The following is an 11782-nucleotide window of genomic DNA, read 5'->3' on the forward strand; positions in this document are numbered from 1 at the left end:
CGCTAGATCGACGAGCGGCGCTCCGCCCGTCGGCGCTGAGCCGCCCCGGTGCCGGGCGCCGCACCCTCAGCGCACGACGACGGTGCTCCCGACCGGCATGAGGTCGCGCTCCCAGACGAGGTCCATCGCCTGCAGGCTCACCCGGGCGCAGCCGTGGGAGGCCGGGAGGGCCGGCACCGACCCGTAGCCGTGCACGGCGATGCCGTCGGGGTGGAAGTAGCGCGGCCGGTACAGGCGGCCCAGGTCTCCCTCGCGCCACCCGTCGACGGCGCGGCTCACCCGGAAGGTGCCCGCGGGGGTGTCGGCGAGGTAGCTCCGACCGCCGTGGGTGTACCGCTCGAAGGTGCCGGTGGAGGTGTGCAGGACGAGCTGGACCTGCCCGTCGAGCACGAAGAGGACGAGCCCGCGCTCCCTGTCGACCTCGGTGGCGCGCCCGGAGGTGGTGGTGGCCGTCGGTCGCACGCCCGCCTCCAGCGCCGCCAGGGTCGCCGGCCCCGCCACGCCGTCGCGGCGCAGGTCGGCGGCGCCCTGCAGGGCGAGCACGGCCTGCGTGGTGAGGCCGCCCCAGCGCGCGTCGGGAGCGCCCAGCCAGTACCCCAGGTCGGACAGGCGCTGCTGGAGCGCCAGCACCCGCGGGCCGCTGTCACCGGGACGCAGCACCTGCGAGGCCGCCGCCTCCGCCGGGGCCGGTGCCGGGTCGGACGGGGACGACGACGGGAGCGCAGCGGGCGACGGCGCGGGGCCCGCCGGCGCCGGGTCCGCCGCAGGGTCCGCCGCCGGGTCCGCGGGGACCTCGACGACGGCCGGCGGCGCGGACGCCTCCGAGCCCCCCGCACCGCTCGCCGCCTCGGCCGGGGCGCAGGCGCTGGCCGCCACCGCCGCCCCGAGCACCACCGCGAGCCACCCGCCGGACCTGCGCACCGCCACCACTGCTCTCCCCACCCCTGCGGCCGCGTCCCCCAGCGGCTCCCACCCCCATGACGCAGCACCGTCCCCGTCTGTTGCAGCAGGCACCCACCGTGTCCGCCGCCGTCGTCGTCCTCAGGCGTCCCCCGGGCGGGCGCGAACCCACCGTGACCTCCCAGCCGGCGCCGCTACCCTCGTCAGACGTGAGTGGCGCACCGACCCGGGTCTTCGTCGCGCGCCTGGCCGGACTGCCGGTCTTCGACCCCGTGGGAGACCGCGTGGGGCGGGTGCGCGACGTGGTCGTCGTCCCCCGCGCGGCACGGCGTCCTCGCGCGGTGGGCCTGGTGGTGGAGGTCCCCGGCAAGAAGCGCATCTTCGTCCCCATGACCCGCGTGACCAGCATGGACACCGGCCAGGTCATCACCACCGGCGTGCTCAACGTGCGGCGCTTCGAGCAGCGCGAGGCCGAGGTGCTGGTCATCACCGACCTGTTCGACCGGGAGGTCGTGCTCAGCGGCTCCGCGGCGCGCGCCGTGCACGGCGGTGACGTCGACGGGCCCATCGAGGGGTTCGTCGAGGACGTCGCGCTCGAGCAGGCCCGCTCGCGCGACTGGGAGGTCGGGCGCCTGTTCGTCCGCGAGGCGGGCAAGGGCGGTCGCAAGAAGGGCCTGCGCCGCAAGGGCTCCACCGCCCTCATCGACGTGCACGACGCCGCGGGCCTGTTCGGCACCCCGCAGGAGCAGGGCGCCACGCTGCTGGCGGCCTCCCTGGAGGAGATGAAGCCCGCCGACATCGCCGACCTCCTCCACGACATGCCGCTCAAGCGCCGCGTGGAGCTGGCCTCCGAGCTGGACGACGAGCGGCTGGCCGACGTGGTGCAGGAGCTCCCGAACGACGACCAGGTGCAGGTGCTGTCGGCCCTGGGCCGCGAGCGCGCCGCCGACGTCCTGGAGGCGATGGAGCCCGACGACGCCGCCGACCTGCTCAACGAGCTGTCGGAGGAGGCGGCCGAGCAGCTGCTGGGCCTCATGGAGCCCGAGGACGCGCGCGACGTGCGCCGCCTGCTGGCCTACGAGGAGGACACCGCCGGCGGCCTCATGACCACCGAGCCGGTGGTCATGGGCCCGGAGGCGACCGTGGCGCAGGCGCTGGCCACCGTGCGCCGCACGGAGGTGCCGTACACGCTGGCCGCCGCGGTGTTCGTGGTGCGCCCGCCCACGGAGACGCCCACGGGCCGGCTGCTGGGCGTGGTGCACCTGCAGCGGCTGCTGCGCGAGCCCCCGCACGAGGCCATCGGCGGTCTGCTCGACCGCGAGATCGAGCCGCTGTCCCCCGACACCCCGCTCGCGGTGGTGACGCGGCGCCTGGCGACCTACGACCTCGTGTCGCTGCCCGTGGCGGACCCGGAGGGCCGCCTGCTGGGCGCGGTCACGGTGGACGACGTGCTCGACCACCTCCTCCCCGAGGACTGGCGCCAGGTGGACGAGGAGGCCGTCGAGCCGCAGCGCGAGCTCGAGACGGTGACGGGGCAGCTGCGGGCCGTCGACGCGGGCACCGTCCGCCAGCCGGGGAAGGGCGGGAGGTCCGGACGTGGCTGACGAGCGCGAGAGCCGCCGCCGCGAGGCCCTCGACGTCCCCCGCGAGAGCCGCCAGCGCCTCGCGCCGCGCGTGCCGCGCATGGACGGGGAGCGCTTCGGCAGGCTGTCCGAGGCGTTCGCCCGATTCATGGGCACGCCGCAGTTCCTGCTGTACATGACGGTGTTCGTGCTGGTGTGGCTGGCCTGGAACACCTACGCGCCCGCGTCGGCGCAGTTCGACCCCCGGGCGCTGAACTACACCCTGCTGACGCTGATCCTGTCGCTGCAGGCCTCCTACGCGGCCCCGCTGATCCTCCTGGCGCAGAACCGCCAGGACGACCGCGACCGGGTGGGCCTCGAGCAGGACCGCCAGCGCGCCGAGCGCAACCTCGCCGACACCGAGTACCTGGCACGGGAGGTGGCGGCGCTGCGCCTGGCGGTGAGCGAGGTGGCCACCCGCGACTTCGTGCGCTCCGAGCTGCGCTCGCTGCTGGCCGACCTGGAGCTCGTCACTGCCGAGGCGCGCCGCGGCGAGGAGGACGAGGACGACGACGACGCCGAGCCGCGGCTGGACCGGCCGCTGGACCGCAGCCGGGAGAAGGCGCGCGAGAAGGCCCGCAAGCGGGAGCGGGCGCAGCCCCGGGCCGACGCCGCCGAGGAACCCGGCGCGCCCGGTCAGCCCGGTCAGCCCGGTCAGCCCACGGGGCGCACGACCGCTCCCGCGCAGCCGGTGCCCGCCGCCACGGACCGCTGACCCGGTCCGCCGCCGCGTCGCCCTGCTGAAGATCTGCAGGTCAGGCGCTCAACCGGGTGGTGCCGCGTGCCGATGGACCGGGGGTGAACCACGGCCGTCCCTCCCCCACGCTGTCCACGCTGCAGTCCCTGCAGCGGCGGCGGCTCGGTGACGTCCTCGTCGACGCCGGCGTCCTCACGCCGGCGCAGCTGAGCGAGGTCCTCGCCGGGCAGCAGAGCAGCACGGGCCGGCGCAAGCGCCTCGGCGAGCTGCTGGTGCAGTCCGGGGTGGCCGACGAGAAGACCATCGCGCGTGCGCTGGCCGACCAGCTGGGCCTGACGGTGGTGGACCTGTCGCGCATGGTCCCGGACCCCGAGGTCGTGCGCAGCCTGCCGCAGGCCGTGGCCGAGCGGACCCGCGTGGTGCCGCTGGAGCGCACGCGCACTGGGCTCGTGGTGGCCGTGGCCGACCCCACCAACGTGCTCGCCCTCGACGACGTGCGCCTGCACACCGGTGCCGGTGACCTCGTGGTGACGGTGGCCACCGAGAGCCAGGTGCGCGAGCAGCTGGCCCGCGCCTGGTCGCTCGGCCAGGACCGCTCGTCCGCGGCGGCCGTCGAGGACGCCGGTGGCGACCTCGACAGCTCCCTGGGCTCCTCCTCGGCGCTGGAGCAGGACGCCGGGGCGGGCGACGAGGAGTCGCCCGTGGTCAAGCTGGTCAACCGGATCCTGTCCGACGCCGTGCGCGCCCGCGCCTCCGACATCCACATCGAGACCCAGCGCGACGAGCTGCGCGTGCGCTACCGCGTGGACGGCATGCTGCGCGAGGTGATGAGCGCCTCCAAGCGCGCCGCCGGGCCCATCATCAGCCGCATCAAGATCATGTCTGGCCTCGACATCGCCGAGCGCCGCGTGCCGCAGGACGGCCGCAGCCGCGTCATCGTGGACGGCTCCGCCTTCGACTGCCGCGTCTCCACGCTGCCGGCGCTGCACGGGGAGAAGGTGGTCATCCGACTGCTCACCCGCGGTGACGCCGTGCCCGACCTCGACTCCCTGGGCTTCGAGGCGGCGCAGCTGGAGGTCTTCCGCAAGGCCCTGTCCGTGCCGCAGGGCCTGGTGCTCATCACCGGTCCCACCGGGTCGGGCAAGACCAACACGCTGTACTCCGCGCTGGCCGAGGTGCTGACGCCGGAGAAGAACATCATCACGCTGGAGGACCCGGTCGAGGTCCAGCTCCCCGGCATCACGCAGGTGCAGGTGAACGTGAAGACGGGCCTGACGTTCCAGGCCGGGCTGCGCTCGGTGCTGCGGCAGGACCCCGACATCGTGCTGGTCGGCGAGGTCCGCGACTCCGAGACCGCCGAGCTGGCCCTCAAGGCCTCCCTCACCGGTCACCTGGTGCTCACCACGCTGCACACCAACTCCGCCGTCGCGGCGCTGACGCGCCTGGTGGACATGGGCGTGCAGCCCTTCCTCGTGGCGTCCTCCCTCACCGCCGCCATCGCCCAGCGCCTGGTGCGCAAGCCCTGCTCCTCCTGCGCGGCCCCCTACGAGCCGCCGGCGGCGGTGCTGCAGGCCCTCGGGCTGCACCCCTCCGACCTGGTCGGCGCCACCCCCCGCAAGGGGACCGGGTGCCCCGACTGCGGCGGCACCGGCTACAGCGGGCGCACCGCCGTGTACGAGGTGCTCGAGGTGGACGCCGACCTGCGCCGCGTGCTCATCGCCGACCCGCGCGAGGCGGCGGTCGGTGAGGCCGCCGCGCAGCGGGGCATGGAGTCGCTGCGCGACTCCGCCGTCCGCAAGGCGCTCGCCGGCCAGACCACCTTCGAGGAGGCGCTGCGCGTGACCGCCTCCGACGACGCCGCCCCCACCAGCTGCCGCGCCTGCGAGCGCACGCTGGAGGAGGGCATGGTCGCCTGCCCGTACTGCGGCACCGCCCAGCAGCCGGAGGGCTGCACCGACTGCCACCGGCCGCTGCGCCAGGAGTGGGCGTGCTGCCCGTGGTGCGCCACCCCCGTGGCCGGGCGAGCGCTGCGCCCCGCTGCCGTCGAGGCCCAGCCCGCGCCCGTGACCGGCCCTGCGCCCGCCCCCGCACCGCGCGCAGGGACCTTCATCGGCGGTGACGCGCTGCCGCCCTCCTCGCGGCTGCAGTCGGTGCAGGCGCTGCACCAGGAGGCCGCACCCCAGCACTGGGCCTAGCCTCGTCGGAGGCCGGGTGCTCGTGCGCCCGGCGCCGGCCTGCGGGAGGACGCGTGAGACCTGCCGGGACGGCTGACGCCGACGACGCGCTCCTGGTCGACCTCAGCGCCGACCCGTGGCAGGGCGCGAGCGACCCCGACGCCTTCGACCTCGACGCCGACCTCGACGCCGACCTCGACGCCGACCTCGACGCCGAGGAGCCGGCTGGCGCCGCGGGCGGCGGCACGCGCACCGGCGAGCCGGCCCGCGGGGCCGGCCGGCGCGGACGCCGCCTGCGGGCGGGCGCGGTGGGGGCGGCCGCGCTCGTCGTCGTCGTCGTGCTCGTGGGCGCCTCCCACGCGCTGCGGAGCCCGCAGGAGCGCCTGGAGGACCGGCTCTCCGACGCCCTCGACGAGGCGGGCGTGCAGCTGGCCGAGCCGGTGTCGCTGGAGGACGACGGCGACGACGAGGTGTGGACCGGCAGGCTGCGGGTGCTGGACGCCGAAGGGGACGTCTCGGGCGTGCGCGTCGCGCTGCGGCCCGACGCCGACGACCCGAGCACCCCCACGGCCACCGCGGGCCTGTTCCCGCTGGTCGACTGCACCTCCCGCTACCCCCTCAGCTGGGCCGGCGACAGCGACACCAGCTTCCGCACCACCCGCGCCGACCTGGCCGAGTGCGTCACCGCAGCCCCCGGCGGCGGGGTGCTCGTCACCATCTCCTGGGCCACCGACGACGACGACGCGGGCGGCGCCGCGCGGCAGACCTGGCGCACCGACCCCCGCGGAGGCGTGGTGTGGCTGCACAACGGCTCCGACGACGGGCGCGGCGCCCCGGACGGGTCCGAGGGCCTCACGGGCGAGCAGATGCGCGCCGTCGCGACCGCCGAGGGGCTGCTCGCGCCGCTGTGAGCCCCTGCCGGGTGGGCGGGACCTGCGCGGACGCACCTAGGCTCGAGGGGTGAGCCTGCTCCGCCGTCCCTCGTCCGCCGCGACGCCCGCCGCGAGGCCGGGGCCGGAGGAGTCCGCGGTGCGCCAGGCGCTGGGCACCGTGCTCGACCCGGAGATCCGCCGGCCCATCACCGACCTCGGCATGGTCGGGTCGCTGGAGGTCTCCAGCACCGGGGCCGTGCTGGTGCAGGTGCTGCTGACCACGTCGGGCTGCCCGCTGCGCGACACCCTCGAGCGCGACGTCACCGCCGCCGTCATGGGGGTGGACGGCGTGCGCGGGGTGCGGGTCGACCTGGGCCTCATGGACGACGGGCAGCGCTCCCGCCTGCGCGACGTGCTGCGCGGTCCCGCCGGCTCCTCCGGCGGCGAGCGCGACGTGCCGTTCGCCCGGCCGGGCTCGCTGACCCGGGTGTACTGCGTGGCCTCCGGCAAGGGCGGGGTCGGCAAGTCCACCCTGACGGTGAACCTCGCGGTGGCGATGGCCCGCGACGGGCTGCGGGTGGGCCTCGTCGACGCCGACGTCCACGGGTTCTCCGTACCCGGCATGCTCGGCACCCACGACAGGCCCGTGAAGATCGACGACGTCGTCATCCCGCCGGTGGCGCACGGCGTCAAGGTGATCTCCATGGGCATGGTGGTGCCCGACGGCCAGCCGGTGATGCACCGCGGGCCGCTGCTGCACCGCGCGCTGCAGCAGTTCCTCACCGAGGTGCACTTCGGCGACCTCGACGTGCTGCTGCTCGACATGCCGCCCGGGACCGGCGACGTGCCGATCAGCGCCGCGCAGCTGCTGCCGGGCTCGGAGCTGCTCGTGGTGACCACCCCGCAGCCCGCCGCCGCCGAGGTCGCGCACCGCTCGGGCGGGCTGGCGGCGCGCACGGGGCAGGGCGTGGTCGGCGTGGTGGAGAACATGAGCTGGATGCCGATGCCCGACGGCTCCCGCCTGGAGGTCTTCGGCTCGGGCGGCGGCGCCGCCGTGGCCGAGCGGCTCTCACGCGACTCGGGAGCGCCGGTGCCGCTGCTGGCCCAGGTGCCGATGGACGTCGCCGTGCGCGAAGGAGGGGACGCCGGCACGCCCGTGGTGCTGTCCGCGCCCGGCTCGCCCGCGGCCCAGGTGCTGTCGGACCTGGCCCGCACGCTCGGCCGGCGCGCCCGCGGCCTGGCCGGGCGCCCCCTGGGCGTCGTCCCCGTCTGAGGCCCGCACCGGCCGGTCCTGCCGGCCGGGCCTCGGCGGTCCCGTCAGGTGGCCTCAAGGTCGACGGCGGCGCCGGCCGAGGAACGGGCCATCGGCACCGCCGGGCCGTCCGCGCCCTCGACCGCCTGGCCGTTCGCCTGACCCGCCGCCTCCGCGGCCGGGGTCGTCTCGCTCGGCTTCCCGACGGCAGCGGCCTCCAGCGGCGAGGCCGCGCTGGCCGGGCGCTTGTCGGCGGGGCTCACGGACGGCAGGCCCGCGCCCGGGGGGAGGCTGCTCGTGCTGGCAGCGCCGTTCGCGCTCGCCGAGCCGTTGGCGGTGGACCCGTTCGAGGCCGCACCGGCCGCACCGACGGCTCCGGCGGCAGCGGCCGCACCACCGACCGCCGCGGGGCCACCGCTGCTCACGGGCTTGGGGGCGGGCTTGGCCGGCGGCTCGTCGTCGTCCTCGAGGGTGTCCGTGAGGGCGTCGCGGATGATCTTGCGGGGGTCGTACTGGCGGGGGTCGAGCTTCTTCCAGTCCACGTCGTCGAACTCGGGACCGAGCTCACCGCGCACCTGCTCGCGCAGCCCCATCGCCATCTTGCGGCCCTCGCGGACCATGCGGCCCAGCTGCGCGGCGTACTTCGGCAGCCGCTCCGGTCCCACCACGATGAGCGCGATGACCAGCAGGACGGCGAACTCGCCGGGGTTGATGCCGAACACAGCTTGCTCCCTCGCTCACCGCACACGCCGGGCCCCGAAGACCGGGTCCACAGGCACCATCCTGCCCCCGCTGCCCCCGCGCGGGGGCCGCACCCGCCCTCGCGGGGCGCTCTGCGGCCTCAGCCGACGAGCGGAACCACCCGTCCGGGGCCTCCCAGGACCCGCGGCCCCGAGCGCCGGGCGGGCGGGGAGGTCGGGCGTGCGGCACGCGCCGGAGCGCGGTGCTCCAGGTGCTTGCGCAGCTGCGCGCGGGCCCGCGAGAGTCGCGAGCGCACGGTGCCGGTCTTGACGCCGAGCACTTCGGCGACCTCCTCGTAGGTCAGCCCCTCGACGTCGGCGAGCACCACCACGGCCCGGAAGTCGGGGGACAGCCTGTCGAGCGCCGCCTGCACGTCCACGTCGAAGCGCCCGGCCTCGAAAGCCCGCTCCGGGCCCGCACCGCGGTCGGGCAGCCGGGCGGAGATCTCCTCGGTCAGCGCGTCGAAGCGCAGCCGCCGGCGCCGGCGGGCCTGGTCGAGGAAGAGGTTGGTGGTGATCCGGTGCAGCCAGCCCTCGAACGTGCCGGGCACGTAGGTGTCGAGCGAGCGGAACACCCGGACGAAGACCTCCTGCGTGAGGTCGTCGGCGTCGTCGCGGTCACCCGTCAGCCGGTAGGCGAGCCGGTGGACCCGGGCGGAGTGCTCGCGGACCAGGTCCTCCCACGAGGGAGGGGTCCACGGCTGCTCACCCGCCTGCGCTGACATGCGTCCACTCTGCCGCTCCTTGCTGGCAACGGCCTGAGGAGCAGGTGTGAGCCGGGTCACGCCCCCGGGCGACGGTCCCGGCGGGTCACCGGCGACGCGCCGCGAGCAGCAGGCCCTCGCCGCTGGGCACCAGGGCCGGCAGCAGGTCCGGGGAGCTGCGCAGCGCCCGGGAGAGCTCGCGCACCGCGGTGGTCACGGGGTCGCGCTGCGCCGGGTCGCCGGCGCGGTCCGCCGAGAGCGCCCCGTGCAGGGCGACCACCCCGCCGGGCCGCAGCAGCCGCACCGCACGCTCGAGGTAGGCCTCGGTGCCGATCGGGTCGGCGTCGAGGAGCACGAGGTCGTAGCCGCCCTCGGTGAGGCGCGGCAGCACGTCCACGGCGCGGCCGGTGATGCCGCGGATGCGGCCGCTGCGCACCCCCAGCTCGGCGAAGGCCGTGCGGGCGGCGCGCAGGTGCTCGCCCTCGGCGTCGATGGTGGTGAGGACGCCGTCGCGCGGCATGCCCCCGAGCATCCAGAGCCCGGACACGCCGGCCCCGGTGCCCACCTCCACCACGGCGCGGGCGTCGACCGCGGCGCACAGCGTCTGCAGCAGCGCCCCGGCGCCGTTGCCGACGGCGGCGATGCCCAGCTCGCGGGCGCGGGTGCGGGCCCGCTCGACCGCCTCGGACTCGGGCACGAAGTGCTCGGCGTACTGCCAGCTCGCGGCCTTGGAGCCGCTGGCCGAGGTGGCCGGTGCGCGCCGCGCGGGTGCGCCCGCGGGCTGGTGCTGCGCCCCGGGGAGCCCGGGCATCACGCCAGGTCCTCGAGGAGGCGCAGCAGCACGCGCGCCCCCCAGCCGGTGGCGCCGCGCGGCACCTCGTGCGACTCCTTCTCCGAGCGCCCGACACCGGCGATGTCCAGGTGCGCCCAGCGGCGCTGCCCCACGAACTCGCGCAGGAACAGGGCCGCGGTGACCGAGCCGGCCCCGGGTGCCGGCCGCGACGGCACGTGGCGCAGGTCGGCGACGTCGGAGTCGAGGCTGGCGCGGTACTCCTCCACGAGCGGCATCCGCCACACCCGCTCCCCCGTCGACTCACCGGCGGCGGCCAGGGCGGCGGCCAGCGCGTCGTCGGAGGTGTAGAGCGCGGCGTGCTGGCGCCCCAGGCCCAGCGTGGCCGCACCGGTGAGGGTGGCGACGTCGACGAGGAGCGCCGGGTCGAGCTCGGCGTCGGCCAGCGCCAGGGCGTCGGCGAGGACGAGCCGGCCCTCGGCGTCGGGGTTGTCGACCTCGACGGTGGTGCCGTCGAGCACGCGGATGACGTCTCCGGGGCGGTAGCTGCTGGCACCCAGGCCGTTCTCGGCCAGCGGCAGCAGGGCGGTGACGGGCCGGGGCAGACCGGCCTCAGCGGCGGCCACGACGGCGGCGAGCACCACGGCCGCGCCCGCCATGTCGGTCTTCATGGCCACCATCGACTCGCGCGGCTTGAGCGCGAGGCCCCCGGTGTCGAAGGTGATGCCCTTGCCCACGAGCACCGCCCGCCCCCGGCCGGCCGCGCCGGGGGCGGCGGGGGTCCAGTCGACGCGCACGAGGCACGGCGGGTGCTGGGAGGCGGCCCCCACGGCCAGCAGGCCGCCGGCGCGCCGCTGGGCGAGCTCCTCCTCGTCGAGCACGGCGACCTCGAGGGTCCCGGCGGCCGGGTCCACCGCGGCGGCCGCCGCGAGGGCCCGCGCCTGACCCGCCACCCAGGCCGGGGTCTTGGTGGACGACGGCGTGGCGGCGAGGTCGCGGACGCGCCAGGTGGCGGTGGCCGCCGTGGCGGCGGAGCCCAGGGCGCGCTCGTGGCCGGCTGGGGCGCCGAGGAGCACGACCGTGCGCACCGCGGGCTCCGGCCCCTCCTCGACGCCCGTGCGCGGGGGCGACCACGCGCCGAGCAGCAGGCCCTCCGCCAGGGAGCGCAGGCCCTCGGCGTCGAGCTCCGCGGCAGCCGCGGTGGCCACCCGGTCGCAGCCGCGAGCGGCGCGCGCGAGCGCGGCGCCCGCACGGCGCAGGGCCCGCGCGGACCCGGACCCGGTGCCGAGGAGCACCAGGCGCACCGGTGCGCCGCCACCGTCGCGGGGGTCGCCCGCGAGGCGGGCGCCGTGCACCGGCAGCGACGTCCCGGCGGCGCCGCGCCAGCGCGCCAGCGCGCAGACCTCGACGAGGTCGAGGCCGGAGCTGGCCGCGGCCCAGGAGCCGGCGGCGCCGAGCACCACGCGGGCAGCCGAGGCGTCGTCGTCCTGGGCCTCGTCCACGGCACCCGGCTGGGCACCGTCCTGGTGGCGCGCTGCGCGGCCGACGGGGACCACCAGCAGGGAGCAGCCGGCCAGCGCACCGACGCCACCGGCGAGGCCGGTGGCGTCGGTGACCTCGGCGACGTCGAGGGGAGCGGCGACCTCCACCCGCGGCAGCGGGCGGTCGGTCCGTGGGCCGGCCCGGAGGTCGGGCACCCTGCCGAGCGCGGGCGGCGCCGAGGGGGGAGGCGCGCCGGCCACGCTCAGCCCGCGGCGGTCTTGAGGGCGTCGCCCAGGGCGTTGGCCTCGTCGGGGTTCATCTCGACGACGAGACGGCCACCGCCCTCGAGCGGCATGCGCATGACGATGCCCCGCCCCTCCTTGGTGACCTCGAGGGGACCGTCACCAGTCCTGGGCTTCATGGCAGCCATGCGGCACACCCCTTCCACGTGCAAGGCACGCCATCGGTGGGAGCGGGCGCGTGAGCACCCGCGGTCTGTGAGCATCATCCCATCGGGGACCGGCGTCCGGTAACCGAGGCGTCCACCGG

The 11782-nt window shown here is 76.8% G+C and carries 10 protein-coding genes and 1 pseudogene; 5 read left to right on the forward strand and 6 right to left on the reverse strand.

All coding sequences use genetic code 11. The annotated features are described in order from the left end of the window. Positions 1–66 precede the first annotated feature (66 nt). On the reverse strand, positions 67–927 hold the full coding sequence (locus FHN55_RS07175) for a L,D-transpeptidase family protein (protein WP_218974419.1): 861 nt from the start codon (positions 925–927) through the stop codon (positions 67–69). Positions 928–1109: 182 nt separating this feature from the next. Between FHN55_RS07175 and FHN55_RS07180 the strand changes: the two genes are divergently transcribed. The 5 genes and pseudogenes from FHN55_RS07180 (at position 1110) to FHN55_RS07200 (ending at position 7538) form a co-directional block, all read left to right on the forward strand. Beyond that, complete coding sequence (locus tag FHN55_RS07180) at positions 1110–2504, forward strand: magnesium transporter MgtE N-terminal domain-containing protein (RefSeq protein WP_257570754.1); 1395 nt, start codon at positions 1110–1112, stop codon at positions 2502–2504. After that, positions 2497–2988: pseudogene (locus tag FHN55_RS23620) on the forward strand (DUF1003 domain-containing protein); the annotation flags it as partial. The gene FHN55_RS07180 and the pseudogene FHN55_RS23620, both read left to right, overlap by 8 nt. Before the next feature lie 332 nt (positions 2989–3320). After that, positions 3321–5414 (forward strand): ATPase, T2SS/T4P/T4SS family, encoded by a 2094-nt coding sequence (locus FHN55_RS07190; RefSeq protein WP_218974420.1) that lies wholly within the window; start codon positions 3321–3323, stop codon positions 5412–5414. Between the two features lie 53 nt (positions 5415–5467). Then, positions 5468–6304: a hypothetical protein gene (locus tag FHN55_RS07195; RefSeq protein WP_139711571.1), complete on the forward strand. Its 837-nt coding sequence runs from the start codon at positions 5468–5470 to the stop codon at positions 6302–6304. Between the two features lie 49 nt (positions 6305–6353). Continuing rightward, positions 6354–7538, forward strand: a complete 1185-nt coding sequence (locus FHN55_RS07200) for an Mrp/NBP35 family ATP-binding protein (protein ID WP_373995706.1) — start codon at positions 6354–6356, stop codon at positions 7536–7538. A gap of 44 nt (positions 7539–7582) precedes the next feature. Here the strand turns inward: FHN55_RS07200 and FHN55_RS07205 are convergent, their stop codons facing one another. The 5 genes from FHN55_RS07205 to FHN55_RS07225 all read right to left on the reverse strand — a co-directional run bounded on the left by FHN55_RS07205 (position 7583) and on the right by FHN55_RS07225 (position 11663). After that, entirely contained in the window at positions 7583–8239 is a 657-nt protein-coding gene (locus FHN55_RS07205; protein ID WP_139711573.1) for a twin-arginine translocase TatA/TatE family subunit, read from the reverse strand. 119 nt (positions 8240–8358) lie between these two features. Beyond that, on the reverse strand, positions 8359–9042 hold the full coding sequence (gene sigE / locus FHN55_RS07210) for an RNA polymerase sigma factor SigE (protein ID WP_257570755.1): 684 nt from the start codon (positions 9040–9042) through the stop codon (positions 8359–8361). A 25-nt stretch (positions 9043–9067) separates the two neighbouring features. Continuing rightward, positions 9068–9772 carry an O-methyltransferase gene (locus tag FHN55_RS07215; protein ID WP_139711576.1) on the reverse strand — a complete coding sequence of 235 codons (705 nt, stop codon included), beginning with the start codon at positions 9770–9772 and terminating at the stop codon, positions 9068–9070. Beyond that, complete coding sequence (locus tag FHN55_RS07220) at positions 9772–11448, reverse strand: M17 family metallopeptidase (protein ID WP_218974421.1); 1677 nt, start codon at positions 11446–11448, stop codon at positions 9772–9774. The genes FHN55_RS07215 and FHN55_RS07220 overlap by 1 nt, the downstream gene beginning before the upstream one ends. A gap of 47 nt (positions 11449–11495) precedes the next feature. After that, a complete protein-coding gene (locus FHN55_RS07225) occupies positions 11496–11663 on the reverse strand; it encodes a DUF3117 domain-containing protein (RefSeq protein WP_109772666.1) in 168 nt (55 codons plus the stop codon). Positions 11664–11782 lie beyond the last annotated feature (119 nt).

The organism is Streptomyces sp. NP160 (genome assembly GCF_006335115.1).
In the GTDB taxonomy this organism is placed as follows: domain Bacteria; phylum Actinomycetota; class Actinomycetes; order Actinomycetales; family Quadrisphaeraceae; genus Quadrisphaera.